35 protein-coding genes are annotated in these 26,271 nt (G+C 46.6%); 4 read left to right on the plus strand and 31 right to left on the minus strand.

The features are described from left to right. Window positions 1-2: 2 nt before the first annotated feature. Complete coding sequence (locus tag DFP97_RS30825) at window positions 3-152, minus strand: ribbon-helix-helix domain-containing protein (protein ID WP_181873585.1); 150 nt, start codon at window positions 150-152, stop codon at window positions 3-5. A 116-nt stretch (window positions 153-268) separates the two neighbouring features. Here DFP97_RS30825 and DFP97_RS19150 point away from each other — a divergent pair, with 116 nt between their 5' ends. Beyond that, the gene (locus tag DFP97_RS19150) at window positions 269-433 is read left to right on the plus strand and encodes a toxin-antitoxin system protein (RefSeq protein WP_114381921.1); all 165 of its coding nucleotides are present in this window, start codon (window positions 269-271) and stop codon (window positions 431-433) included. Window positions 434-567: 134 nt separating this feature from the next. Here DFP97_RS19150 and DFP97_RS19155 read toward each other — a convergent pair whose 3' ends face one another. From DFP97_RS19155 to DFP97_RS19230, 16 genes are all read right to left on the minus strand, one after another. Continuing rightward, the gene (locus DFP97_RS19155; protein WP_114381801.1) at window positions 568-792 is read right to left on the minus strand and encodes a hypothetical protein; all 225 of its coding nucleotides are present in this window, start codon (window positions 790-792) and stop codon (window positions 568-570) included. After that, entirely contained in the window at window positions 789-1,004 is a 216-nt protein-coding gene (locus tag DFP97_RS19160; protein ID WP_114381802.1) for a hypothetical protein, read from the minus strand. The genes DFP97_RS19155 and DFP97_RS19160 overlap by 4 nt, the downstream gene beginning before the upstream one ends. A 270-nt stretch (window positions 1,005-1,274) precedes the next feature. Further along, complete coding sequence (locus tag DFP97_RS19165; RefSeq protein WP_114381803.1) at window positions 1,275-1,697, minus strand: hypothetical protein; 423 nt, start codon at window positions 1,695-1,697, stop codon at window positions 1,275-1,277. 12 nt (window positions 1,698-1,709) lie between these two features. Next, entirely contained in the window at window positions 1,710-2,126 is a 417-nt protein-coding gene (gene ssb, locus DFP97_RS19170) for a single-stranded DNA-binding protein (RefSeq protein WP_114381804.1), read from the minus strand. Beyond that, on the minus strand, window positions 2,127-2,777 hold the full coding sequence (locus tag DFP97_RS19175) for a Rad52/Rad22 family DNA repair protein (protein WP_220271172.1): 651 nt from the start codon (window positions 2,775-2,777) through the stop codon (window positions 2,127-2,129). After that, the gene (locus tag DFP97_RS19180; protein WP_114381805.1) at window positions 2,770-2,985 is read right to left on the minus strand and encodes a hypothetical protein; all 216 of its coding nucleotides are present in this window, start codon (window positions 2,983-2,985) and stop codon (window positions 2,770-2,772) included. Before DFP97_RS19180 ends, DFP97_RS19175 begins: the two co-directional genes overlap by 8 nt. Before the next feature lie 3 nt (window positions 2,986-2,988). Next, window positions 2,989-3,189 carry a hypothetical protein gene (locus DFP97_RS19185; protein WP_114381806.1) on the minus strand — a complete coding sequence of 67 codons (201 nt, stop codon included), beginning with the start codon at window positions 3,187-3,189 and terminating at the stop codon, window positions 2,989-2,991. 155 nt (window positions 3,190-3,344) lie between these two features. Beyond that, the gene (locus tag DFP97_RS19190; protein WP_114381807.1) at window positions 3,345-3,650 is read right to left on the minus strand and encodes a hypothetical protein; all 306 of its coding nucleotides are present in this window, start codon (window positions 3,648-3,650) and stop codon (window positions 3,345-3,347) included. 166 nt (window positions 3,651-3,816) lie between these two features. Beyond that, a complete protein-coding gene (locus DFP97_RS19195; RefSeq protein WP_114381808.1) occupies window positions 3,817-4,107 on the minus strand; it encodes a hypothetical protein in 291 nt (96 codons plus the stop codon). Next, complete coding sequence (locus DFP97_RS19200) at window positions 4,104-4,352, minus strand: hypothetical protein (RefSeq protein WP_114381809.1); 249 nt, start codon at window positions 4,350-4,352, stop codon at window positions 4,104-4,106. The genes DFP97_RS19195 and DFP97_RS19200 overlap by 4 nt, the downstream gene beginning before the upstream one ends. Before the next feature lie 88 nt (window positions 4,353-4,440). Continuing rightward, the gene (locus DFP97_RS19205) at window positions 4,441-4,620 is read right to left on the minus strand and encodes a hypothetical protein (protein WP_114381810.1); all 180 of its coding nucleotides are present in this window, start codon (window positions 4,618-4,620) and stop codon (window positions 4,441-4,443) included. Between the two features lies 1 nt (window position 4,621). Then, a complete protein-coding gene (locus DFP97_RS19210; protein ID WP_114381811.1) occupies window positions 4,622-4,822 on the minus strand; it encodes a hypothetical protein in 201 nt (66 codons plus the stop codon). Window positions 4,823-4,827: 5 nt separating this feature from the next. After that, the gene (locus DFP97_RS30830; protein ID WP_181873586.1) at window positions 4,828-5,004 is read right to left on the minus strand and encodes a hypothetical protein; all 177 of its coding nucleotides are present in this window, start codon (window positions 5,002-5,004) and stop codon (window positions 4,828-4,830) included. A 390-nt stretch (window positions 5,005-5,394) separates the two neighbouring features. Then, window positions 5,395-6,135 (minus strand): Rha family transcriptional regulator, encoded by a 741-nt coding sequence (locus DFP97_RS19225; RefSeq protein ID WP_181873587.1) that lies wholly within the window; start codon window positions 6,133-6,135, stop codon window positions 5,395-5,397. Between the two features lie 13 nt (window positions 6,136-6,148). After that, on the minus strand, window positions 6,149-6,328 hold the full coding sequence (locus DFP97_RS30835) for a hypothetical protein (protein ID WP_181873588.1): 180 nt from the start codon (window positions 6,326-6,328) through the stop codon (window positions 6,149-6,151). Between the two features lie 51 nt (window positions 6,329-6,379). Further along, entirely contained in the window at window positions 6,380-6,613 is a 234-nt protein-coding gene (locus DFP97_RS19230) for a helix-turn-helix domain-containing protein (protein ID WP_114381815.1), read from the minus strand. Between the two features lie 159 nt (window positions 6,614-6,772). Between DFP97_RS19230 and DFP97_RS31955 the strand changes: the two genes are divergently transcribed. From DFP97_RS31955 to DFP97_RS19250, 3 genes are all read left to right on the plus strand, one after another. Continuing rightward, window positions 6,773-7,123: a helix-turn-helix domain-containing protein gene (locus tag DFP97_RS31955; protein ID WP_114381816.1), complete on the plus strand. Its 351-nt coding sequence runs from the start codon at window positions 6,773-6,775 to the stop codon at window positions 7,121-7,123. A gap of 790 nt (window positions 7,124-7,913) precedes the next feature. Further along, the gene (locus tag DFP97_RS19245; protein WP_114381818.1) at window positions 7,914-8,255 is read left to right on the plus strand and encodes a LytTR family transcriptional regulator DNA-binding domain-containing protein; all 342 of its coding nucleotides are present in this window, start codon (window positions 7,914-7,916) and stop codon (window positions 8,253-8,255) included. An 84-nt stretch (window positions 8,256-8,339) separates the two neighbouring features. After that, window positions 8,340-9,515: a tyrosine-type recombinase/integrase gene (locus tag DFP97_RS19250; protein WP_114381819.1), complete on the plus strand. Its 1,176-nt coding sequence runs from the start codon at window positions 8,340-8,342 to the stop codon at window positions 9,513-9,515. A gap of 84 nt (window positions 9,516-9,599) precedes the next feature. Here DFP97_RS19250 and groL read toward each other — a convergent pair whose 3' ends face one another. The 14 genes from groL to DFP97_RS19320 all read right to left on the minus strand — a co-directional run bounded on the left by groL (window position 9,600) and on the right by DFP97_RS19320 (window position 26,249). Next, on the minus strand, window positions 9,600-11,228 hold the full coding sequence (gene groL, locus DFP97_RS19255) for a chaperonin GroEL (RefSeq protein WP_114381820.1): 1,629 nt from the start codon (window positions 11,226-11,228) through the stop codon (window positions 9,600-9,602). Window positions 11,229-11,306: 78 nt separating this feature from the next. Then, window positions 11,307-11,588, minus strand: coding sequence for a co-chaperone GroES (gene groES, locus DFP97_RS19260; RefSeq protein ID WP_028609403.1), 282 nt, complete (start codon window positions 11,586-11,588; stop codon window positions 11,307-11,309). Between the two features lie 282 nt (window positions 11,589-11,870). Next, window positions 11,871-13,058 carry a DUF2264 domain-containing protein gene (locus tag DFP97_RS19265; RefSeq protein ID WP_114381821.1) on the minus strand — a complete coding sequence of 396 codons (1,188 nt, stop codon included), beginning with the start codon at window positions 13,056-13,058 and terminating at the stop codon, window positions 11,871-11,873. A 45-nt stretch (window positions 13,059-13,103) separates the two neighbouring features. Continuing rightward, a complete protein-coding gene (locus DFP97_RS19270) occupies window positions 13,104-14,240 on the minus strand; it encodes a glycoside hydrolase family 88 protein (RefSeq protein WP_114381822.1) in 1,137 nt (378 codons plus the stop codon). Between the two features lie 27 nt (window positions 14,241-14,267). Beyond that, a complete protein-coding gene (locus tag DFP97_RS19275; protein ID WP_114381823.1) occupies window positions 14,268-16,100 on the minus strand; it encodes a heparinase II/III family protein in 1,833 nt (610 codons plus the stop codon). 20 nt (window positions 16,101-16,120) lie between these two features. Further along, window positions 16,121-17,740 (minus strand): helix-turn-helix domain-containing protein, encoded by a 1,620-nt coding sequence (locus DFP97_RS19280; RefSeq protein WP_114381824.1) that lies wholly within the window; start codon window positions 17,738-17,740, stop codon window positions 16,121-16,123. Beyond that, on the minus strand, window positions 17,733-19,556 hold the full coding sequence (locus DFP97_RS19285; protein WP_114381825.1) for a cache domain-containing sensor histidine kinase: 1,824 nt from the start codon (window positions 19,554-19,556) through the stop codon (window positions 17,733-17,735). Before DFP97_RS19285 ends, DFP97_RS19280 begins: the two co-directional genes overlap by 8 nt. Window positions 19,557-19,662: 106 nt before the next feature. Further along, window positions 19,663-21,069: an ABC transporter substrate-binding protein gene (locus DFP97_RS19290; RefSeq protein ID WP_181873589.1), complete on the minus strand. Its 1,407-nt coding sequence runs from the start codon at window positions 21,067-21,069 to the stop codon at window positions 19,663-19,665. 170 nt (window positions 21,070-21,239) lie between these two features. After that, window positions 21,240-22,079, minus strand: a complete 840-nt coding sequence (locus tag DFP97_RS19295) for a carbohydrate ABC transporter permease (RefSeq protein ID WP_114381826.1) — start codon at window positions 22,077-22,079, stop codon at window positions 21,240-21,242. 15 nt (window positions 22,080-22,094) lie between these two features. Beyond that, on the minus strand, window positions 22,095-23,033 hold the full coding sequence (locus tag DFP97_RS19300; RefSeq protein ID WP_114381827.1) for a carbohydrate ABC transporter permease: 939 nt from the start codon (window positions 23,031-23,033) through the stop codon (window positions 22,095-22,097). A gap of 158 nt (window positions 23,034-23,191) precedes the next feature. Continuing rightward, window positions 23,192-23,782 carry a TetR family transcriptional regulator gene (locus DFP97_RS19305; RefSeq protein ID WP_114381828.1) on the minus strand — a complete coding sequence of 197 codons (591 nt, stop codon included), beginning with the start codon at window positions 23,780-23,782 and terminating at the stop codon, window positions 23,192-23,194. 71 nt (window positions 23,783-23,853) lie between these two features. Beyond that, entirely contained in the window at window positions 23,854-25,017 is a 1,164-nt protein-coding gene (locus tag DFP97_RS19310) for a YhgE/Pip domain-containing protein (RefSeq protein WP_114381829.1), read from the minus strand. Between the two features lie 114 nt (window positions 25,018-25,131). Continuing rightward, entirely contained in the window at window positions 25,132-25,884 is a 753-nt protein-coding gene (gene tatC, locus DFP97_RS19315) for a twin-arginine translocase subunit TatC (RefSeq protein WP_114381924.1), read from the minus strand. 131 nt (window positions 25,885-26,015) lie between these two features. Next, window positions 26,016-26,249 carry a twin-arginine translocase TatA/TatE family subunit gene (locus DFP97_RS19320; RefSeq protein WP_114381830.1) on the minus strand — a complete coding sequence of 78 codons (234 nt, stop codon included), beginning with the start codon at window positions 26,247-26,249 and terminating at the stop codon, window positions 26,016-26,018. Window positions 26,250-26,271 lie beyond the last annotated feature (22 nt).

Here is a 26,271-nt window from a genome sequence, read left to right on the forward strand (position 1 = left end):
GGCTACACCGCCCGATTTTCCGCTACATCATTGCGAATCAGGTATAAAATGTACTCGGTGCGAGTCAGGAACCCGTCACGCTTGCACTTCTGATCGATGCGCTCTAGAAAATTTTTGTCCACTCGCATCACGACACTAGCTGTTTCTTTCATATCGTTCGCCTCCTTTGATCTGATTGTATCATATACTATCATACTTTTGTATATACAATTTGATATTTGTGCATAAAATTTTTTTGGTGTGATAAAATATGATACAGGTGATGACAATGAAACAGTTTAATAAGGTGAGAACCGCCATAACGCTCGATCCAGAGGTTCATGCGTGTATGGTAAAGCTGGCCGAACAGGATGATCGATCCGTCAGCCAGCAAATTAATAAAGCATTGAAAGAATGGATTAAGGCGAATTTGACAGATAAGGAGGAAGGGTAGCCCCTTACCTCCTATTCCTCAACATCCACCAAATTGCATCAGCATTCGCTAAGAATCGTATAAAGTGCGCTTTCACATGGATTCGAATGGTAATGTAAAGTGGTGCTTTGTAATACTGAACATTACCGGACTCGTCAGGATGGCTCATGTGATTCCTCCATCTTGCGGATATGTGATTCTTTAATCTGAATTTGATTCATAGCGTACGCAATCGCATCGTCTTTTTCTTCTAGTTCTCGTTGCAACTCTTCCAATCCAGTTAATAGAGTCTGTAACTGCGGAATCGGCATCATCACGTAAACGTACTTGAGTTCTATATCCCTTTTTGCTCTCTTTATAACTTCTTCTAATTGGTTCATTTCGCCAGCTCCTTCATCTTGTCTATCTCTTCATACAAGGCCGTTACTAGATGATTTTTGTCCTTCAATGCCAGTATCAGACTGTCGCACATAGCTTTGATAAGGAATGACGCTTCTACACGTTCAAGATAATTTTTCAGTCCATTTGAGGCCATTTCTATATGATCTTGAGAAGCTTGGTGAATGATCCGTTTATGGTTGATTGCGCTCATTTCGATTCCTCCATTCTTGAAATGCGGAATTGTTCCAGAAACTTGCGTCCATCGTGCGTATTATCACAGTGGTAATGGCAATCGTGGCATAAATGTACGAGCTCCAGAACAGTGGTTCGTTCCTCTACTCTCCATCGTCTGAGCGTGTGAGCTGCTTCGGTTGCTAGTGCGTATTTGCAACGTTCACATACTCCAAGCGATCTTTCGCGCAACTGCCGACGAACCGGGGTACTTATCGCACCCCTTTGTTTAGCTGTCGGCCTGTTCCGTTTATGCTGAGGTTTGGGAACCGCGTTGAGTTGAAACATGGTTAGCCCCCTCTATCTGGAAGTCTTGCTTCATTCGCATCTTGAGCGAGTGGATCTCCTCTGTCGTGCTTTGGAATGCATTACGCCAGCGGTTCATATCCTCGTATGATTGTGCTTCTTCCTCACGTAACTCTTTAACTGCGATCTCTGCATGCGCCTGCTTGTCCTTTGTAGCCCTTGTGACCGCTAACGCTTGCTCATACTTCCTCTTGGCGTAAATGCGCTTGTATGTACCGTCTAGGTGGCTTGAGAGGCGACCGATGAAAACGAGACAGCGTGCTAACAATTCAATCTTGCTCATGAGTGCGCCGGGATTGTCGTCGGGAAGCTTGTCGGCTTCCCTTCGCAATCTACTAATCTCAAAAATGTGAGACTCAAGGTTCATAGATTAACCTCCTCAAAATGGCAAATCGTCCGGACTGATATCGATTGGCTTTCCATCGTCTTGGAACGGGTCTCTTGCTGTATCCGGTCTATCAGCTCGTTGCGATCCGTCCTTGTTCGTATCCAAAAACTTCACGTTGTCCGCGATTACCTCAGTGACGTATACCCGTTTGCCCTCGTTGTTCTCGTAATTCCGGACCTGTATGCGCCCCTCGACCGCGGTTAAACGACCCTTTTTCAGATGATTCGCACACGTTTCTGCAAGCTGCCGCCATGCAACAATATTGATGAAATCCGCTTCTTTTTCTTTGCCTTGCGATACCGGACGATCACACGCTAGAGTAAATTGAGTTACGGCCACCCCCGCAGGGGTGTACCGCATCTCAGGATCTTTCGTAAGTCTGCCAATCAAAATAACGCGGTTCAACATCTAAGCACTCTCCTTTTTCTTGTTCAATCCCTCTTGCAATATGTGTTCCATTTCACGGTAATTACGGCCCTTTTCTTGCATCATGGATACCCAAGATTCAAACCCTTCCATGCTGCCTTTGAACAATTCGTACTTTGCTTTTAATGCTGGCGGCGGTATATCCTGATGCGGTTCAACAACTGGCTTAACGCCATATGAATATCCTTCAGGCAACGCCCATGCAGGAAGTTTAGGAGGAGCTTTCATCTTGTGTGATTTACCAGCCGGTATAAGATCAACCCATACGCTTTCCAAGTTGTAGAGGTAACGCCCGATTCCCCATTGGTAAGCAGCGCGTTTCATCGCATCCGACAGACCGCCTTTAACGGCTTCCATGTTGCTGTCGTCAGCTCCGTCCCACTTTGTCACCCATTCGCCATCCACTTTCACGCTGATTCCGCATAGCTGGCTGTTGTTCTTCCACTCCCGGAACTCATTGCGCCATCCAAACACGCCGAACACCTCGTCTAAGCGGTTTTGAATCGCTCGGTTAGTCACGTATGCCAGTGCAATTCCTTTCGTTTTATCGCCGTTCGTGGAGCCTACACGCCACTCAATTTCATCTGGCAGGAACGGATCCTGCAGCCGTTTCATAATCTCGCGATCATCCATCGCTTTCTACCTCCTCATATGTGGTCTTAATTGGCTGTAAATAGTAATCTTCTGGATTCTCTGGCTTATAGTGACCGATCATAAAATTTTTAAAGTCTTCTACGTGATTGAATCTGAGCGCAAACTTTATAGATTCAACTGATTTAAAATGAACGTTGACCATGTATCCGTCTTTGTGCTTAACAACGTAGGACATATATGTTTCCATCGCCTAACCTCCTTGAACAATCGCTCTCACAAACACACTCGTTACCGTGTCGTAAAACATTGGCTTAACCGTCCGCAACTTGCATAGCACCGTGCCATCCTCTTCAAACGTCAGCACCTTTACCCGATCTCTTCCATGTGGCCGAATAGCGGAGTGTTCCATTACTTGCATATACTGCTCACCGTGATACTCAACAAATGTCATTGAAATTCGCCTGCCTTTATAGTAGGATGGACGTACATTAATTTATTTCTTGTCCGATTGAGAGCAGGTGCAACTGCTCTTTTTTCTTTGCCTGCTTATACCATTTAGCGTGATTTTTAGCGTAAACCATGCGAGTTATTGCTGATTTTGATAGCTTAGCTAACTCCCGATATACGTCCTCGTTTTTCACTCTCAATGATCTTTTCCACCCTTTCCATCTCAGCGATAATTATTGGGTATAACTCTTGGTGATCCCATTCGAAATACTCATCGATGAAATGTTCAAACGTTGGAACGTTGCCGGCTTCGATCTCATTTTCAGTCCAGCAGCTGACTACGGTTTTTATCGCGGATCTGATTTCTTCTTTCTCAGCTTCTACACGATCGTAAAAGGCGCGGCGTTCGTCTTCGCGGATTGACTCGTATTTATCGCCGCCTGGTTGAAAACGTGGATTTATCATATTTTTACCTCCAATTCGTCCCATTCTTCTTGTTCATCCTCAATTTCGCCAGTTCCGTTGCATCGTTCACAATCTCCTATTTCAACGTAGTCGTAAGTTATGTCAGGGTATATGCCGTAGCACGTTTCATAACCTCCGCCGTGACCTTTGCATCTGTAGCACTTCCTCAAGCTGCCCCACTCTCCTTATCAATCACTCTGTTCATGCCCCACACAAGCTCTCTTTGCCCTTCAGCTGCTACAACTTCTGCTTCATACTCAGCACCTGGGAATTGATCATCAATGAACCCTGCCATGCAATCCGCTGCATCTGCCATTTGAGGAAGGTTAATCTTTAGCCAGCGCATAACGGCTTCCATGTCCCATACTCCTGTTTTCTTGCATTGGTACAGAGTGTTGATGTGCTGATTAATTTCGTCGGCTTCAACCGGTTTGTTTAGACTTGGAATGTATGTCATGCGTTTACCCCCTCAATCTCATATCCGTTGACCAGTGCTTTCATGATGTGTGTGTAACCTTTCTCGTGCTCTTCGTCCCAATCGCCAGTGTTGGCCCGAATGTAACTAATGATCGTCTTAATATGAGGGTTGCGGCTTACCCCTCGATATGCTTCACCGATGATGTAGTAATCTGTCAGGTCAGCTGTGCGAATATGTTCAATCGCTTCTGCAACCTCGCGCGGAAGCTTCATCTTTTCACTCATACTCGAATCTCTCCTTTTCTTTCGAATGGTTGCCCTTGTTGGGGATTGCGCACGATTGGTCTAGGACCGAATACGGGCTGGACTTTGTTCATAAGAGCTCAACCTCCAATATTCCTTTTAGGCACTTTTCGCAAAGGTGCTGCTTGCCTTTGAATAGCGCTACACTTTCAAAGCGGCCGCATTCACAGGGCTTGAATAGATCGATTGGACGGCGATAAGGGATGCTGTTGTTATGGCGCTCTCCTGCGGTTATGATTGGGTTTTCCATGTTAGTCCTCCTCTACAGGTATTGAACACTCATAAATTCGTGATTGATGCATCCAAACGTTATCAACCAAAACTTGACGATTACTTTCGTTTACCTGCTGAATTTCGATGATTTCGCCAGCTGGTATTGTTCCAATGGAATAAGATGATCTAATCGTCAGCGGACTTGTTAAAAGCCTTTTGTCACCTTTCTTGAAAATCATCTTGTTCAAGCCTCCTTGTAGATGATTAAGCATTGAGGTAATACTCCAGCATGGGATGTATCCACCATGCAAAAATTGATATCGATGATTATTTCGTCGCCGCTGTTTCTAAGCCAAGTATCTAACTCTCTAGCATCAATAAGTTCGCTTCTTAATTCACTTGCTTTCCATCCGCTAATCATTCCGTTCACTCTCCAATTCCCGTATTCTCGATTCAAGCTCTTCAATTCTCTGCTGCCCTTTCACCATTTCTGAGTAGATAATGGGTAACTCTTTTTCGATAAAGTCGATGATGCGATTCAGTTTGCTGTGTTGCGCCATATACCTTATGTCAGATAGGAAGGTGCGTATGGCGTGAATTGCGTGTTTCATCCTACTCGGTTAGCTTGGGATTCTTCCTCAAGTTGAGCGAAGAATAGATCACGGTGTAAGCGAACCTTGCTGCCGTGTCTCCATACCGGACGGTGCGGCTCCTTCATGATTTCGTAAGCTGTCGAGCGGTGACAGGAGCAGATTTCAGCAACGTGGGATGCAGATAGTAGTAGTGGATACTCTTTCATGGGTGGGCCTCCTTATGCAGATTCTTTTTTCAGGAATTTATTGATGAAGTAAATCTGACCTTTGCCTGTAATCTTGGTTGTGCGAGTCATTTTAACGCCTTCGCTGGCACTTGATCGTTGGCCTAACTTGATTTCCATAATTCCGAGATTCATTGATCGCTGAGTCGGCATGTTGTATTCGCTGCCACCCTTAATGAGGTACCCTTCGTCTCGAAGGTATTGGAATAGTCGCTTCTCACCAATGTCGATTCCGTTTTGTTTCAGAAGCTTTGCCATGTCGTTAATGAGGATGGCGTCCTTCGATACCTGCATCGATTCGGCGTACAATACAAGAGGACGATCCGATTCAATCTTTGCCTCCGCTTGCAGCCTGAGTTGTTTCTCTTCTTTCCAGTTCTGAGCGATTTGGATTATCGTGTCAGGGTTGTACAGGAATTTTTCAATGTCGTTGTTAAGCCCGTCACGCATCCGATTAAACTCACCGATGTACATTTCTTTGAAGCGAGCCGCATCTTTGCCGGTATACCCCATTACGAGAAAAGAAAATCCATCCTGAGTGATAAGATATTTTGGGTAAGAACGGTTCATTTCATCTTGATAGTTGATCTGTGCAAAATTGCGTTGATTGAATTCTTCGCTACATTCGAGGTTTCGTATATCCCTCATCACATCTGCATGTCGCTTTCCGAATGTCTCAGCTACCGTGAGGCTGTCTGTAACTGGTCGGTTGTTTTCGATGAATACTAACTTCATGGTTATTCCTCCTTTAATAAATGGTTCTAACGTGCCAGAATAGTGACTTTGGATAAAAGAAGTACATCTTCTTTTCTGAACCAACTCTAAAGCCGCCATCAACTTCCATAATTACTTGGTCGCTACCTAAACGCTGCGCACGTTCACGGGCATAAGATAAAGCTTCCTCTTTCGTCTTCTTGAAATATCCCATTGTTAATTACCACCTTCCATAAATTTCATTAGTGTCGTAAACTAATGGATATTAGGCTGTTATTTCCTTTTTAAGCGTTTCGCTTAGTTTGGGGTAAAAAGAAATCTTCATTTCTACTCCCATGGCATCAGCAATCAACAATAAGTCTTCTGAGTTAACACCGCGTCTACCTTTTGTGATCGCGCTATACCATGCAACAGTGTGTCCACAGTGTTCTGCAATGTGTGTTTTTGTAATACCTTTTTCTTTACGAAGCTTCTCAATTTGATTGACAACTTTATTCATTTTCTCACCTCCCAATTAAGCGTTACGCTTAGCCATGGGTTAAATATACATTAAGCGTTTCGCTTAGTCAACAACAAATTTAGGCTTTTCGCTCAATAACTTATTCGTAACGCTTAATGTTGATATATTGATAATAGAAACAAGGAGGTGTGACCGTAGTTGAAGACGCTTGGGGAACGATTGAAATATGCGAGAGAAAAGAAAAGGTATACACAAATCGAGGTAGCCGAAAAATTAGATATATCTAATGGTGCTATTTCGGGATACGAAAGAAACTACAGGGATCCTGATACAGATACGCTTAATAAACTTGCTACTTTATATGATGTTACTCCGAATTGGTTGCTGGGAAGGAATGAAAAAGAGAGCGAGTTTTCGCTCCCTGAAAGTGTATATGAACATGTTATCAGAGAGGCAGAGGAAAAATATGGCGTCAACCTCCGGGATGATCCGGTTGTAAATGCAACACTACGCGAGTTGATACTGGGGATTGCAAAGTCAAAGCAATAAAGTCTATAAGACCGTTTTTCGTTTCTTTTATTTCTGTTTTATTAATGATATTCAAAGCCAGCTTACGTAAATTATCATCCATTCGCGCAACCCCTTGTCTTTTGATGCAGCCGCTTATTAGTAAGTACATGATAGCATATCGACCGAAAAATAGGAACGTTTGTTCTTATTTTTGTTCGTAAAATTGAAAAAGGTGGCACGGATATGGAACTTGTACCCGTCCGCTGCCGAGTTCCTGAACTGCTTTACCGGATGGGAAAGGATCAACAATGGCTTGCTGATAAGTCCGGTAAAGGCAGACAAAAAATATCTGACTATTGCACAATGAGGTCCATAATGAATATTAGGACAGCCGCACTACTGGCCTATTATCTCAAATGTGAAATTGATGATATATATGTATGGGAATGGCAGCAGAAGTAGCATTGCTACTTCCCGAGACGTGTACACGAAATGAAGTACAAGATGCCTAATTCGACCTGAACAAACGTTTCAATGTCCGTGTATGTTGCAAGTAATTCCACAGCTGACCGCTCTTAACCTCCTCATATTTGTAAGCGTATACAACCCTTAAGATAACCGTATTCTCCCCCTTTCGTACCTATCGGATAAACTTCCATGGTTCTTCTAATATTTCTAATATTCGACTTTTGTCTACAGTATGGAACGGAAATCAATCCCAGTCAAGAACGGAATAGTGCGCATATTCCGTTATATTCGGGGTAACAATACCTAATGTATAATGGGGAGTTGGACTCATTGTAACAAATAACAAAGGGGCCTTGGATTTATGCAAGCACCGGTAATCGATACGTCCATAAAAAATGCATTTATGTTGGATATGTCGGAGGCAACATTTATCCACTTGGGTGCCAATAGGAGGGATCTCTTGTTTGCCAGGCAAAGTAGCACATTACGGCTAGTGCGGAATATTCAAGAAATGTCTGCTGCATTGGATGGAACAGATTTTCTTCGCGTGAATCAGGACATCATTGTAAACATGAAACGGGCTAAGTACAATCCTAAAGAATACACACTCTCATTTGATCCTTCCGGTTCAGAGCAAATATCATCATGTTACGTTTCAAGAGACAATAGATCCAAGGTGAAAAAATGGTTTATGACATACTGAAGTAAGCCTCCATAACTTGGGGGCTTTTCTATTTGTACGTATCCTACTTATAATAAAGCAAAGGAATTCATTGGGAGGGATACAATGGCCAGTATAAAAAAGGATGGAGATTCGTGGTTATTTGTCTTGGACTTGCCGCGAGATCCAGTGACCAATAAGAGAAGGCAAGCGAAGCGTCGGGGATTCAAGACGAAGAAGGACGCACAAGCTGCGGCTGCTGCGCTTCTTCATGAGTTGACCAAGGGGACGCACATAGAAGAGACTGACATGTCATTTGAAGCGTTCAGCAAAGTATGGATAAGTGACTATGCCCATCTTGGAGGCGTGAAGGAGAGCACCGTTCGAGCGCGTAATAATGAGGTTCTTATTTTACTCCGATATTTCAATCAGATTCCAATAAAGAACATCACGAAGAAAATGTACCAAACCGCGATTACAGATATGAAAAAGTCTGGGTTAGCAGATAACACCATCAGCGGCGTGCATGGAGCTGGAAGGATGATCTTTAAGCGTGCAATGGAACAGGATTTGATTAAAGCTGATCCTACACAGTTCACTCGTTTACCTCGAACGGTGACCACTGTAGATGACCTGGAGAACCGCGTGGACATTCCGAAGTATTTGGAGAAGGAAGAGTTGGCTCTGTTCCTTAAAACGGCTTTGGAGAAGGGGTTTGATGGAGATTACGAAACATTCCTCACACTAGCCTATACCGGCATGAGGATCGGAGAGTTCGTTGTGCTGCGTGAGTCTGATATAAACTTTGAAGAAAGTACGATCAGCATCACGAAAACATATTATAACCCAACAAATAATATGGTTAATTACAAACTGCAAACGCCCAAGACCAAAAAATCAACCCGGGTTATCGAGGTTGACCAAATGGTGACCAATGCTATTAAGTCCTATGTCTCCAAAACTAAAGAGCTTAAAATGGCCTATCGCACAACTTATTACGACAAAGGTTATATCATGCCAAGCAAAGATAAGCATATGGGATACCCAAAAACGATTAAACATTATGCAACTCGCATGAACCGGTTGTTAAAGCTTGCCGGCTTAAACGAAGCTCTTACTCCCCATTCCCTTCGACATACGCATACATCGCTTTTGGCTGAAGCTGGCGTACCCTTGCAGGAGATTATGGACAGGCTCGGTCACAAGGATGATGATACTACCAAACAAGTGTATCTCCATGTGACCAAAACGCGAAAAAAAGAGGCTTCACAAAAGTTCGGAGAACTCATGCGAAACCTCTAAATTCATTCCAGCGTGACCAAATTGTGACCAATATGGACAACCTAGTCCTCGAAACCCTTATATATCAAGGGATTTCGGGGATTCTTACATCATTCCGCCCATACCACCCATGCCGCCCATATCAGGCATGCTTGGTTTGTCTTTTTCCGGCTTATCAGCAACAACAGCTTCAGTTGTCAGGAACATAGCCGCTACGGAAGCCGCGTTTTGAAGAGCCGAACGCGTAACCTTTGCAGGGTCAACGATACCCGCTTCAAACATGTTTACCCATGTGCCGGTAGCTGCGTTGTAGCCTACGCCGATTGGTTCGTTTTTCAGACGCTCAACGATAACGGAGCCTTCTTGGCCTGCGTTAGCCGCGATTGTACGAAGCGGCTCTTCGAGGGAACGAAGCACGATGTTAACGCCCGTTTGCTCGTCGCCTTCTGCTTTAACAGCAGCAACTGCTTTAAATACGTTAATGAGGGCTGTACCGCCGCCCGATACGATACCTTCTTCCACCGCTGCACGAGTGGAGTTGAGGGCATCTTCGATGCGGAGCTTGCGCTCTTTCAATTCTGTTTCTGTAGCTGCGCCGACTTTGATTACTGCTACGCCGCCGGACAATTTTGCAAGGCGCTCTTGAAGCTTCTCACGATCGAAGTCGGAAGTTGTTTCTTCCAGTTGAGCGCGGATTTGGTTCACGCGGGCAACGATGTCAGCGGAGTTGCCGCTGCCGTCAACGATGATCGTTGTTTCTTTCGTGATACGAACTTGACGTGCGGAACCGAGCGACTCAACGCCAGTCGATTTCAGCTCAAGACCAAGCTCTTCCGTGATCACTTGACCGCCAGTCAAGGCAGCGATATCCTGCAGCATCGCTTTACGACGGTCGCCGAAGCCAGGAGCTTTAACAGCTACGCAAGTGAACGTTCCACGCAGTTTGTTCACTACGAGTGTAGCTTGCGCTTCGCCTTCTACGTCTTCTGCAATGATAAGCAATTGTTTGCCGGATTGAACGACCTTCTCAAGAACCGGAAGGATCTCTTGAATGCTCGCAATTTTTTTGTCCGTGATAAGGATGTAAGGGTTGTCGAGAACCGCTTCCATTTTGTCCGTATCCGTAATCATGTATGGCGATACATATCCGCGGTCAAATTGCATACCTTCAACCACTTCAAGCTCTGTAACAAAGCCTTTCGACTCTTCTACAGTGATAACGCCGTCGTTGCCGACTTTCTCCATAGCTTCTGCAATCAGTTGTCCAACTTCATCGTCAGCGGATGAGATCGAAGCAACCTGTGCGATCGATTGTTTGCCTTCGATTGGCTTGGAGATTACTTTCAGCTCTTCAACAGCAGCTTTAACAGCTTTCTCGATACCTTTGCGGATAACCATAGGGTTAGCGCCCGCTGTTACGTTTTTCAAGCCTTCGCGAATCATCGCTTGTGCAAGAACGGTAGCTGTAGTTGTACCGTCACCAGCTACATCATTCGTTTTTGTTGCTACTTCTTTAACAAGCTGAGCGCCCATGTTTTCAAAAGCGTCTTCAAGCTCGATTTCTTTTGCAATGGATACACCGTCATTCGTGATGAGCGGGCTTCCGAATTTTTTCTCCAATACTACGTTGCGGCCTTTTGGACCGAGTGTTACTTTAACCGCATTTGCAAGCGCATCAACCCCGCGCAGCATAGCGCGGCGAGCGTCTTCACTAAATTTAATTTCTTTAGCCATTATCAGTAACCTCCCAAAATAGTTTAAGTACTTTTATTCTGTACTGTTTTACCTTCTATGTGACCCAAGTTGGGCTGCTTATCCGAAAATCGCGTGAATGTCGCTTTCTTTCATAATCAAATACTCTTTGCCTTCGTATTTGATCTCTGTACCCGCATATTTGGAGAAAAGAACGCGGTCTCCTTCTTTCACTTCCAAAGCAACACGAACGCCATCCTTCAGCGTACCGCTGCCAACTGCTACCACTTTACCTTCTTGCGGCTTCTCTTTCGCCGTATCCGGCAATACGATGCCGCTAGCGGTCGTTTCTTCTTTCGCGATTGGTTCGATCAATACGCGTTCACCCAAAGGTTTGATCATTGAAAATAGCCTCCTTCTAAATTTGTCGCTTATTTTATTTCGTTAGCACTCATGAGCTTGAAGTGCTAACAACCATTTTTATCATACTCATTTTCGCTTTCAATTTCAAGTGCTTAAAATCAATTTTCTGTTAATTTACACAATACCCAATGGATCGACATCCATTCCCGAATATTCTTCATGCTTAAATGCAAGAAGGCAGGCCATGGACTTCTCCATGGTCTGCCTTTCCTTATGAATCGTATGCTGTAGAATAGGTTTGCTTGCAAGCGCGGACGCTCCTTACTTCAAAGCCGTATCTATTCCAAAAGACAGACCTGACCATGCCTTTCGAGAGGTCCAATCCTCGGCCGCTCCGCTCCAGAAAGGATGTACGCCCGGTAGCCCCAAAGGTAAAAATACCGCCGAACATAAATAGAGACTCCCTGTAGATATGTAACGCTCCCCTACATCCGGCTGATGACCGCAGAAGCCGATCGTCAGCCAGCCTTCCGGTGTGAAGTTGCCCGGCATGTCAAGCGTTCGACGTATGGCTGCCGTCAGTGCACAGCGTACCTGCGCAGCGCTTATTCCCTCCGGCAATTGTTCACGCAAAGCGCTTTGAGCCAAGCTATGGAAAGCACCGAAGCGGTAAGCAAGCGAGCGTCCGAGCGGCGGATACGTTCCGTCAGATGCGATTAAACGCTCCAGTACTGCGGCGAACCGCCGGGCACGGCCCGTTACTGCTTCTCGCATCGCGTTCCATTCCTCGTACTGATCACCTACCGTATCCAGCACATCGACCAGCATGGGCTGAATAACGAAGCTATTGTAATAATCCCAATGAAACTCCGGTCCGTCGCTATAAGCTCCATCACCCAAATACCACTGCTCATGCTGCTTTAATGCGTAATCGATCCGCATCGGATCCCAGTCTCTTTCCCCCAGCTTGAATAATGCTGCCTCGATCGTTGCCGCAAACAACAGCCAATTAGAGAAAACCGGCTTCCTCGTCCGAGTCTGCTTTAACGCCGTAATCACATTTATTTTCACATGCTGCTCCAGCTTCTCCCATAACTGAACAGGCGCCCGAAGCAGTGCTTGTGCCAAAAAAGCCGTATCGACAATCGGCTGAAAACCATCGCTAAAGTTCATGTAATCAGGCGATTCCGGATCCGTTCCGGCATCGATAGCCTCTCGGGCAAGCGCGGCATAACGACTGCGCATCACTTCCTCGGTTCCGTCCAATTGCTTGTTCTCAAGCCACGGCGCCATTCCGGAAAGGAGTCGTCCTAACGCCTCCAAATGCGTATACTTAGCCCGGTCAGCCAAAAGGCTCGCCGATGCTGCAGCTGCATCTCCACCATTCGTTCCGGCAGCTGCTGCGCATTCAATCGGCATCATTTCTTTGAGACGACGCTCTGCGAGTGCGCGGAGTACAGGATCGCTAATAGCCAGCATCTGTTCCAGCCAATAATTGCGGTCAGTCATTCTATTCTCAACCTGCTTTCTGCTCCGTAATGCTGCAGCTCCATCCTACCAAAACGTTGCGGAATTCCCTTTTAGCCGCGCCAGTCCTTCTACGAAGAAATAATCGCCGTATATGAGCGGCACATCTATGTTTCTCCGCTCCGGATAATGGCTTGTACCATGCAAAATCAAGCCCTCTTCAGCCTGGTCATCCCAAGCTCCGTAGTTCTCGTACATGGACAACAAAATCTTCTCTCCCGCATCCTTATAAAGGGCAGACTCCTCTTCCGGGACAGCCCTGGCGATCTCGAGCAAGCCGCATGCCGCGCATGCGCCTGCCGAAGTGTCACGATACCGCTCGACGTCTGACGGCAAACGGAAATCCCAATGCGGCACGGCATCCTCGGGCAGATTGGCGATAAAGAAATGCGCGACGCGCTTCGCAGCGTCCAAGTATCTTGTCTCGCCGGTATAACGGTAGCTTAGCGCCATCCCGTATATCGCCCACGAAGCTCCGCGCGACCAAGCCGAATCCGGCGCAAACCCTTGTCCGCCGTTTACGCTTACAAACTCCCCCGTCTGCGGATCAAAGATAACAATATGGTTCACAGAGCCGTCCGTCCGGATAAAATGCGCCAGAACCGTATCGGCATGCTCCATCGCCAAATGCTTAAATCTCGGATCGCCGGTCGTTTCGCTTGCCCAATAGAGCAAAGGCAAATTCATCATGCAATCTATAATAGCCCAGCCTTCATTGCGGTCTTTCTCGCTCCATGGATTCCAGGCTCTAATGTAATTCCCTTTCACATTAAACCTGCCGCTTAGCACACTCGCGGCAAGCAGCGCCCGTTTCCTCGATTGCTCCTCGCCAAGCAGCTTATATCTGGCTACGCTCGTGAGCGACCACATGAAGCCGATATCATGATCCAGCCGGTCAAATCCGGTCAGCACCTCGTCCAATTGCTGCTCGCATGCCTCCGCAATCGTTTTATAACGCTCATCTCTCGACTCGGAATCGCGGTACAATAGCCACAGCAATCCCGGCCAGAAGCCGGCCGTCCACCAGTGGGGCGCTTCCAGCACATAGGTTCCGTCCACGCTTGCATGCGGGAATCCGGCGCCAATGCGGTTACTCGTTCTCGTTACCTTCTCATGAACCTTTTCCCAAGCTTTGTTTACCCAGTTAATCTCTTCCATTCCCATTCCCTCTCCTCGCAGCCATTCTACATTTTATGAGTCAAATTGAAAAATAAACGGAGCAGCCAAGGGCCGCCCAGCTGTTGCAGCCGCATGAAAATCCAGCGTATACCAAAATCTTTCGCGACCGAAATGATCGATATCGCTTCGGGAAGTCACGATAGGCTCCCATACCTTATAATCATAAAAAATAGACAGCTGACGCTTCCCTTTTATAAGGATTCGCCCTTCTGATGCCAGCTCGGGAGCCATAAACGTGATAAAACGCTCCGTAACGAACCGCTCTGCCGGTTCGCCGCTGCTCTCCGCAAACAAAATAGTGTCGGTCAGCGTTAAGATCGGCAGCCCTTCTTTCACAAAGCGGAATCGACGCTCCAGCTGCTCAAGCTTGGGATGCCCGTAAGCCGAGCTTAATTCCAGTACCAGCTGATCATATCGCTCGCTGGAATAGGCTTCTTTGACCGTTGCAAGGAATGAAGCTCCATTTTGCTGATAAAGGCCCTCGATAATCGGGACCGAATGTCCCTGGGAACCGTTGCACCAAAGTGTATACCGATCCGGGCCAAAATATTGCGCCGTATACATCCCGCTGCCCAAATCAGCTAAATAGGCTTGCCCATCCGCATGCACGATAAAATGGCCCGCATCATTATGATTATGAGGCTCCTCATTATGACCGCCCTTTGCCGCGAAGCTATAGCTGCCTCCATCTTCCGTAATATGACGGGACAGAAGCCACTGCACATCCGGCAAATAATACGATTCGGCAGGCCATTTCGGCTTGTCATGAACGGATTCGATCCATTCCTCCTTAAGACAGATCAAGTTTCGAATCGCGGGTGCCCACCGGCCGCAATGATCCGCAGAATAGCCGGCCCTAAGACTCGCATCGGGCACCGCCACCTCATCATACTCGCCATGCAGGCAGCAGCTAAGCCCCATAAAAATGCCGGACTCGGATGGCGAATCGGAGAAATTTACGACCGTATTGCCGTCTGTAAAGCATTTTTGCTGAAAGAGCGCAATTTCCTTCACCTTGTTCGAAGCAAATAAATTGATTCCGCCATTCGTCGCGGCTTTTAGCAGCTGTGCAAAATAAACGTAATATCCAAAGCCATACTGCCAGTAAAGATAGCCTTCCGCGCAAGCGCCGTCATCGCCGAAGCCGGTCAAATAACATTCGAGCGCATCAAGCACACGTTTCAGCACTTCGGACAACCGCGCGTCGTCCTCGATAAGATAAATGGCAGCAGCCCCAATTGACCCTGCGCATACCGCAGCCCAATTGTGGTCAGCTGTCTCCCAGCCGTAAGGGCCTTCCTCCAAAAACGGACGCAGCAGCCGGTGCTCCACTTCGCCCTCTATCCGCTTACGCAGTAAATCTGGTATTCTATCACCTAATAAAAGAAGGATCTCACTCAGGGCAAAGCCTGTCTCTGCAGCAAACAAATCAATGTCTAATTTCGCTGCTCCCGCATTAAAATGTGCCGGCAAACACCATGTAAACTCATTGCAAATCGACCAAATCGTATTAAAAGCCGCGGCTTGATATTCCGCATTGTCCGGCTCAAGCAGCGTCATGATGACAAAAGCGTTTAACCGCTTGCGCCGTTCAAAATAAACGCGCTCATACGTTAAGCGCTCTCCTGTATCGCCATATACGCGAAAGAGCGAATACGTAAGCTCGGGATCAGGCGTCTGCACAAAACGGTCGGCTTCCGTCTTTATTTCTTCAAGCAGCGTCTGATTAGCTTTGGACCCAAGCAGACGCGCCGTCAACTCCCCGGTCGTGCTGTCCGGAGCGAGCAGCGTAAGCCCCCGCTTTCTGCTCTGCTCCAGCACTTCTTTTATAAGCTCGGGTTTCATTGTTGTTTTCCGCTCCTATTCTATACCCGCTTCTGCTGGCTCCTGTATTCGACAGGCGTTACGCCCGAAAACGATTTGAACAGCTTAATAAAGTAACTTTGGTTATCATAGCCTAATGTTCCGCATATTTTCCCGACCGGAGCATCCGTCTGGTCAAGCAGCTCTTTAGCCCGGTGCATCTTCATCCTCGTTACATACTCAATAAATGTTTCTCCAGTCTCTTTCTTAAACAATCGGCTAAAATAGCTTGGATTCATGAACAGCTGCTCGGCAACCTCCTCCAAGCTAATCTTGCGGTCAAGATGGAGAGACACGAACTGGCACGCTTCCGCCACTTCAGTTCTGCGGCTCTGTCCGCCGGTTTGATCCGCTGCCGTAATCGCCGACACGCAATGTCCAATTAACCATTCCATAAGTTCCGCATGGCTGTCAATCTCTAGCAGCTCGCTATGGTTAACGTCAATCCATTGTGCTGAACGATAATGAAGGATCGACTGCAGCTTCAGCTTGGCATCGAGGAGCAGCTTCAGTATCCAATCCTTCACCATTTCAGGCGGGTACCTTTCTTGCTCAGCCTTTGCCAGCCAATTCATGACAGTCACTCTAAATCCGCCGCCGTCTCTCCCAAGCAGCAGCTCCCGCAGCTGTTCACTGGCTTGATTAAAGCTGTCAAACATATCGCCCTCTCCCGCAGAGGCTGGAACGGATCTGGTTATCGAACCGTAAGATCGGTAAAACCGCCCTATTGCATTTGCGCGTATGCCGGCAATCGATGCTTTTATTTGCTCCGGCGTCGTACAGCTGTCGCCGATCATGAATGACATCGACAGCTTAAGCGATTGCTTGACCGCGCGTTGAATCCTGCTCATCATGCCTCTTACTTCATCATAGCCGTTCACCTTCAGGCCTGCGGGAAACGTTTGGAGCAATACCGATTCTTGCGGATTATAGTTAAAATGCACGGACAACATCCCGTCGGCTCGAATCGCTTCCTCCACCACATTATCAACGGCAAATCGAAGCACGTCATCAGACAGGTACCGATGCTTCGCCAAGCGGTAATCATCCACAATGCCGACGACCGGTATAATAATCTCACCCGAATGGAACGGAAGCCCGAACGATAGCAGCTCCTTCCTCCATTTATCCGAATCGAGTAATGGCTGATGTATGGTCGAACGAATAAATTTTTCCTTCATTAACGCTTTATTGCGATCAACCAAGTGCTCCATCTGCAGCTGCTTCGTTTGGTGCTCATTTTCCTCTTTCAAGCCGCTTATAAATTGTAACAGCAGTTTGTGGATAGAAGAAGGTTCAAGCGTATCTTTCAGCAAATAATCCTGAACCTGCAGCTTAACCGCCTGCTGCGCATATTGAAACTCGCTATGGCAAGAAAGAATGGCAGCCCGAATATCCGGCTTCAGGTCCTTCATTCGTTTAATTAATTCTAAACCATCCATCTTGGGCATCCCGATATCGGTTATCAGGATGTCGGGCATTTCTTTCATAGCGGCCTCCAAAGCGCTGGCTCCGTTCTCATGGAGGCCGATCACCCGAAGGCCGAGCGCCTCCCAATCAATCGCATAATGGATCAGCTCAAGCACCGGATAATCATCATCGACAAGCATCACTTTATACATCGTCTCTCGCCTCCTGATTCGGAATGTACATCGTAATTTCAGTTCCGCCGGCAGCATCGCTGTTTATTTCCATCGAGAATCGATCCCCATACGTTATCGCCATACGTTCGAAGACATTAGAAAGCCCTATGCTTGAAAATTTTCCCCCGGTATCTATGCTTTTGTCTTCCTTATCTGCTGAATGCATCAGCTCCTGTCTAAGTTTTTCCAGTTCCGGGGCATCCATCCCTTGACCGTCATCCCGGACGATAACCCTAATTTCACTCCCGGTTGCTTCGGAACAAATATGAATCATGCCCGCTCTTTGGCTTAATCCGTGAATAAGCGCATTTTCAATTATGGGCTGCAAGAAGAAACGGGGAACAGCGGTCATTAAAGTATCACGTGACAAATCGAGCCGCAGTTGAACCTTTTCTTTCTGCCTCATATTCATAAGCTTGACGTAATCGGCGATCGTATCTACCTCTTCATGAAGCGGAATCGTTCCTTTATCTTGGCTAATGGTCATCCGCAGCAGCTTGGATAATGAACTGATCATCTCAGCACTATCCATATCGCCTTTCCTCATCACCTTCATCCGAATCGAGTTTAGCACATTAAACAAAAAATGCGGATTTATTTGCGCCTGCAGCATGGCAAGCTCCGCCTTTCGCTTGCGGGCCTGTGTCATCGTTATTTCAGCAATCATCGTCTTCACCCGGTCCAGCATATGATCGAAGGACTCACCCAAATATCCGATCTCGTCGCTTCCCCTTATGTTCGAGCGTACCTCCAGATTACCGCGCTGAACCGTCTCCGCCACTCTGCCCAGCCTTACCAGAGGTCTGGTAAATGTCCCGATTAAATAAACGAATAACAGCAGGAATATGAAAAACGAGATCAGCTGGAACATAAATACGCGATTAAAAATGGCATTCAGCTTGAATACCGCTTTCTTATAGGGCGTTAAAGAAACAAGCTCCCAGCCGGTGAGTGGCAGCTTATGTGCGGATATAATATAATTCTCGCCGTCCAAGCGCATAATGTCCGGATCATCCTGCTGCTTCGCCAGGCTCGCATAGGGAAATTCACCGCCGATCCGCTCCAAATTCGGATGGGACAAAATAAGTCCATTTCCATCAAGCAGCATCGTTTCTTGTTCCGAGGCAAGCTTCTTAAAAACGCTGCTTACCTGATCTTCCAGTATGGTCACGATGACATAACCGTAAGGAGTCACACCGCCTCCGCGCAAGGTCCGCGCCATCGATATTTGGTATGGGCTGCGGAGCTTGTCCTGAAAGAAAACAGTAGGCGTCGTACCAATCCACGACGACTCCAGACCCTTAAGCAGGTTGAGATGCTCAAACCAGGACTCCTCACGGAATAGGTTAGGATTATATTCGTACAGCGGATAATTGGCGAAATACGTGCCGTCTTTCAACAAAATCGTCACATAAGCTTTATCGCCAAGCACCGTCATGTTATCAATTTTATTGGTAATTTTCGTTCGGTCCATATACCGCTCATATTCAGCGTTCGGGCCCTCATACGTTTTTCCCGCTGCAATCGCCTTCAATATGACATTCATTTCCGAATCGTTTTGTACGTTGTTTGCAATATAGAGCATATAATGAAACAGATTGGTCACAAAACCGTCGACGAGCTCCAGCTTTTGCTCGGCTTGCGACACCGCTTCTTCCTTTACGGCATCCTTCGTAAGCATGTTGTATACGGCTAGCGTAATAAATGCTGGCAGCAGGATGCATACGATCGAAGTCACCATCAGCTTAAAACGGAACGATCGGGGCCGTATTAAAGACTTCGAGCGATTTAACATATATGCCCCTCCATCCGGTTGCCTATTTGGATTTGTACAAAAAGGAGCGCAGTTTGGAAGCTGCACCCCTGATTCGTGAACGAATATCTCATAAATTATACTCTATTTATTTTTTGTTGGCGTCAATAATTTGTTGAACCTTCTCTTGCATGGCTGCGATTGTTTTATCGATATCCTGTTGATCAAAAATAAGCTTTTCATATTCCTCGTTAATGACTTTATACATCTCCGATTGATAAGTAACCGGAGGGATGATCTTTGAAGACTTCGCGTTAGAGAGAACGTTCAATAGCGACGCTTTGTCTACCTTCTCCGGATTTTTTGTACCGCTGAGAATGATATCAATGATCGATGCCATTTGCGAGTCGTCTACGCCGTTCCATGCCGGGATATTTTTACCCTGCGCGATTTGTCCTTCGGTCGTGTACCAGCGAACGAACGTGTACGCCGCTTCTTTATTTTTGGAGCTTTCGGCAACTCCAACATAGTCGGTCGTCACCATCGTGTAGCCGCCCTCGTCGCCGGCATTGTTTTTCGGAATCGGAGCTACCGCCACTTCGAAATTAAGCGGGAATTGCTCGGTTCCCCCAAGCTCGGTATTCATCCAGCTTCCAATCATGATCATGCTTGCCGCTTGATTGAAAAATTGGTTTCGGTAGTGCAGCTTCTGCGACATCATGTCCGTGTAAGGCGTTGCCGATTTGTCCTGCTTCTCCATTTGCAGGCGAAGCTCCAGCGTTTTGCGGAATAACGGATTATCTAAATTAGACGTTCCGTCCGCTTTGAGAAATTCACTATTTTCGGCTTGATTTGCGAGCGCCAGCTTCATAAATTCCATCCATCCGCCGTTTTGAGGTCCGTGGAAGTATGTGCCGTAATGCTTCGAGGCGCCTTCGCCCGCTGTTAGCTTTTTCGCATACGAAGTGAAATCATCCCATGTCCAATCCGTCGGTACGTCAAGGCCCGCTTCCGTTAAATGTGTTTTGTTTAATAATACATACCATGGATTAAATTTGCCGGGCAATGCGTAAACGCTGCCATTTAAAGTCGTATCGACTTTGTAGTCCTCCGCTACGGTGTAGCCGTCTTTGGCAATGAATTCATCCAGCTTGGCTACCATTCCCAGACCGACGCGCTGCGCATAGCTTGCTGGATCGCTGAACATGAGAACGTCCATCTGCTCACTGGAGGATGCGGCCAAATCAAGCTTTTGAAGCGCCTCCTGCGTGTCGCCCTTCTCGCTTAGCACGATCACCTCCGGAATGATGTTAGGATATTTCTCCTTAAAAGCTGCAATGGTTTTCTCCCAGTTATAGCTTGCTTCGTTACCGAACGTATGCACCTTGATCGTAACCGGCTTCTCTACTTCCGGCGCATTTGTAGCGGTTTCCGTATTTCCGCTTTCCCCTTTGTTTGCCGTCTCTTCCTTATTTCCTGAATTGCCCGAGCAACCCGTCAAAACAATGATGACTGACAAGGTAAGAATGAACCATAATTTCATCTGTTTGTACATCGTAACCCTCCTCAAATGTTTGTGAAGCTTACCTCATGGAAAGCGTTGACTTATCTATGATGTATCCGCTTTCTCGATACCATTGTAGCAACGGTGCCATTCGTATCCATACCACTATATTGACTACAATTAATACTATTTTGACTTCTCTTATGAGGATACCAAACACGCTACCCTTTTACCCCTCCAAGCGCAATTCCTTCAATAACGCTCTTCTGGCCAACAATAAACACGAGCAGCAGAGGTAAAATAGCCGACACGGCGGCCGCCATAATAAGCGAGTAGAATTCGCCGTTTATGGTCGTAAATTTTTGCATCGCCAACTGAATCGTATACAGGTTGTCCGTCCGCAGGAAGATGAGCGGATTCTGATAATCGTTCCATGTCCAAATAAAACGTAATATCGCATAGGTAGCGACTGCTGGACGAACGAGCGGAAACGCGATTTTCCAAAAAATGCGCCAATGCCCCGCCCCGTCTATTTTAGCAGATTCCATATATTCATTATGAACGCCCATAAAAAACTGGCGCAGCATGAAAGTGCCGAGAACGCTGAAGCTGCTAAGAAATATCAGACCCAGATGGCTGTCAAAAAAACCGATCGAACGGTACAAAATAAACTGCGGCACGAGAATAGCCTGATGCGGAATCATGTACGTAGCAAGCACGATTAGAAATAAATATTTGCTGGCGGCAAAATTAATTTTTGAGAAACCATAAGCAGCAAGCGCCGACACGCACGCCGACGTGGCTGTCGTCAATACGGTCACCTTAACCGTATTCCAATAATATTTATAGAAGGGGAACTTGCCTACCCACACTTCCTTATAATTCTCTATGATATGCCATTTTGTCGGAATCCACTGGATGGGATACGTGAATACGTCCGCTTCAATTTTGAAGGACGCCGACAGCATCCAGATGAACGGGAGCAGGAACATGACGCTAACCGCGAACATGAGAACCGTTATGACTCCCCGTCTAATACGCTCTATATTTTTCACCGTCATTTGAATTGCTCCCCCTTAATAATTGACCCATTTCTTTTGTCCGATCCATTGCAGCAGCGTAATGAGCATGACGCATGCAAATAATACAACTGCCATCGAGGATGCGTATCCGATTTTCAAATTGACGAAGGCGGTGTCGTACAAATACCAGACGATCATGCTTGTCGATGAGATCGGTCCGCCCTTCGTTAAAATAGCAATCAAATCGAAAACCTTGAACGTCGAAATAATCCCGGTCACGAGTAGAAAAAAGGATGTCGATGAAAGCTGCGGAAAGGTGATGCTTTTGAATTTATTCCAAGCATTTGCCCCGTCGATATCAGCCGCCTCGTACAAATCGCGCGGGATAGATTGCAGACCGGCAATATAGACGATCATATTAAATCCGATGGAAACCCACACCGATATCATCATGAGAGAAGGCAGCGCGTACTTCGGATCGGCGATCCACTTCGGCGGATTGTCAATGCCGAGCGATAAGAGCAACTGGTTAACCGGTCCCGCCGATGGGTGGAACAGCACCTGCCATACTATCGCAACCGCAACGATACTGGAAATATAAGGCATGAAGTAAGCGACTTTAAAATAGCTTTTCATGTACACTTGCTTGTCGATTATAATCGCCAAAAACATCGAGACCGCCAAATAAATCGGCACAGTCAGCAAGAAATAGGCATTGTTTTTGAGCGATTTCAAAAATGCGTCATCTTGAAACAACCGCTCGAAATTGTCGAAGCCTACCCACCTTATATCTTTGAAGCCTGCAATAAAATTCCAATCCGCGAGCGACAACATAAACGTTGCCAAGATTGGAATGATTGTCAGCACCGTAACGCCAATCAGCATCGGCCCAACGAACAATATTCCTGCTATCGTCTCTTTCATTTGCAAGGAACCATTTTTTTGTTTCAGCCCCGTCTTAGAAGTCTTCGGCGCGGTTTGTATATCCTGCATGTTCTTCACCTCGGTTTGTTGTCATACCCCTATTATAAAAAATGAATGATCTATTCATTAACGGTATTTTGATGACCTATGCCGCTATTTTGACTTTCTTATATTCGCAAAAAAATACCGTACTGCGAATTCTCGCGTACGGTATCCTTTACTTCCTGCTATTTGTCCTTGCATTGCAGTCCGGCCATGATGAACGTCGTCAAATCTTCAATCATCGTTTCAAGCGCCGGCTGCTCCTCTTGGAGCAAAACTCCCCAATAAGCATTTTGCCTTTGAAAGATCAGCATCCCGACAATTGACATTAAAGTCGTATCTAACGAGCGAAAATGGAACAGCCCTTGCTCCCGGCCCTGCTCAAGCCAATGGCGCAGCAGTCTCCACGTCGGCATCACATGCTCCCTTATTTTTTGAATGCGCCCGGTATTCATAATAATTTCATGCTGAATGATAGTAACAAGCTGATGATCCGCGCAACGAAACTTCGTCACCTCGTGGATAAGGAGCTCAACACCCTTAACCGGATCTTCATTGGGATCTACCTTGGCAATTTGATCATTGGGAAAAAATTTTTCAAACAAAGCGCCAAACATATTTTCTTTTCCGCCAAAATGATACGACACGAGCGCGACGTTGGCTCCCGCCTCTTCACATATTTGCCTAACGGTCGTTTTTTCGAAGCCGTATTGGGCGAACAGCTTTTTGGCCGCTAACAGTATTCTTATTTTTATGTCCGCATCTCCTGCTGTCATCTTTGGTCCCCCAACAAAGCATATTTCTTCTTATTTTGAAGCAAAGCCGGTGAAACGGCAAGCCAGGCTGATCATGATTGTCTTTGACCGGCGATCACGGCAGAAGGCTGCTGAACAGCTTGCCGTTTCAACGTAACAGCTAATGCGCTAATCGCTATAGCAACGACTGCAATAATACTAAGTGCCAGTGCCTCAGCGCCAATACCAGGGCCGCCGAACAATAAGTTCATATTGCCTTCTACCGCGTACGTTGCCGGAAGTGCGTTACCCAGATTAATGTAGAAATCGGAGAGCAGCTCACGCGGCACGATTGCCCCGGAGGATACCAGCTGCGCCGATAACACCATAATATTAAACAGCATTCCGGCCATGCCGAACAAGTAAAGGAATAATTGTGAAACGAACATGAAGGTAAGCAGGAACAGCATTTGGAACAGCCACAGCTGCAGGAAGCCCTGCTCCATTTGTCCGCCAAGGGAAGCAAGAAGCGACGAACCGACAAGTGATACGAATACAGCTGCAACTACATTAATGATGCTTCTAGCGGCAAAACGTCCCCATCTGCCAACGCTCGCCCGTACCGCCATCGCAGATTGCTCAAGATTCATTCCCATAATCATCGCGCCGACATAGGAAGCGAGCACCATCATCATGGGTACCATCTGATTGTTCATGCCCTGCACCACATTCGTGGATTGAATATCCGACGTTACCCGCACAGAAAGCCCTTGGGCCGCCGCCGCTGCCTGTTCAGCCGGCATGTTCATGCCGCCAAGAACGTTCTGAACGCCTGCAGCTACCGCCTGCCGGTTAACCTCTGCCGTAATTTGCGCCGCTGCGCCGCTCATCATACTTTTGATCAGTACAGGATTCGACTCATTAATAAAATATTGAATTGAAGCAGATGCATCTGCTGCCGCCGCCTTCTGCGAGAAATCGGCAGGCAAGAACACAACCATTTGAAGAGCACGCTCGTCAAGCTGCTGTTTTGCCTCTTCTATGCTGTCTACTTGAGTCATATCGAAGGGCAGATTTTGAATCAGGCCGCTCGAAATCTGTTGTCCCATCTGCTGATCCTCATTAACAACCGCTATACGCAGCTGCTCAACGCGGTCAGTCACCCCGCTATAGCCCGTCATCCAAATGACCGAGAAAATAACTTGAAACATTAACGCGGTAATAATTCCAACCCATGTTGTCGGACGTTTCATAAAAGCTTGCAAAGCATTTTTCATGATCCACCACTCCCACTCTCTATTTAAACAACTGTTTTAAACGATTGTTTAAATATTACTTCTGGTGTCTAGTTTTGTCAACAAAAAAAGAAGAGGACCTGTCCTCTTCTTCCGTTACGCATTATTTAATGATTCCCCGTATTCCGCTTCCCACTTGGCATCTGCCTCAAGCTGCTTCTTATATACCGTTCCAGACAAAAACACGCTTACCTCATACAAGCAAATTAAAGGTATCGCAACCAACACGTCGGATATAAAATCCGGCGGGGTAATCATAACCCCAATGAGCACCATGATGAAATAAGCGAGGCGGCGCATTTTGCGAAGCCGCTTTGGATTCACCAGACGGATTGCCGTTAGAAACATAATGACCAGCGGCAGCTCGAATAGCAGCGAAATCGGAATGAGTAAATTAAACATAAACGAAAAGTATTGCGCGATACCATACGTTTCTACAAGGTTTAAATGCTGTGAAACGGATCTTGTAAATCTGAATGCCAAAGGAAATACGACAAAATACGAAAAAGCCAAGCCGATTAAAAACATAAGTAGAGCAAAAGGCACATATTTCAGCGTGGAACGTTGTTCATTCTTACGAAGCGCCGGTTTTACAAAAGCCCATAGCTGATAAGCAATGACGGGAAGCGCCAATATCAATGCGATGACGAGCGCAAATTTCATATACATGCCAATTCCGTCCCATAGAGAAAACGTATTTAAAGAAATCGTGTTTGCCGGCTCTTGGCTCATCAGAAAGTTATATGCGGGCTCTGCGAATATCAGACCGACTACTAATCCTATCGTAAGCACGATTAGAACATATACGAGCCGCTTCCGCAGCTCTCCCAGATGCTCAAAAAGCGGCATCAGGCCTTCTTCACGGATAAGCCGTTTCCTGGACGTCTGCTCCGACTTGTTATTTGGTTCCGTTCCCACCTGCGCTTACCTCCTTACGCTTGCCTTACCAACCTTTTATTTCAAGAAAAAAGCGGGCCCGATTAGTCCGGTAGCCGCTTATTGTCTCTATCATTATTTTCCGACCGGTTTACTTCTACACGATTAGAATCTTTATCCTTGCGGTCTTCCTCATCCATCATTTCTCTTGCCCCGGATTTGAATTCGCGCAGCGTACGTCCAAACGCTCGGCCAAGCTCCGGCAGCTTATTCGGTCCGAACAGCAGTAAAGCAACTAGTACGAGCAAAATAATGCCCGTTGCACCTATGCCTGACATATGGTTAACCTCCTTTATCATT

This window comes from Paenibacillus prosopidis, from assembly GCF_003337375.1.
Classification (GTDB): Bacteria; Bacillota; Bacilli; order Paenibacillales; family Paenibacillaceae; genus Pristimantibacillus; species Pristimantibacillus prosopidis.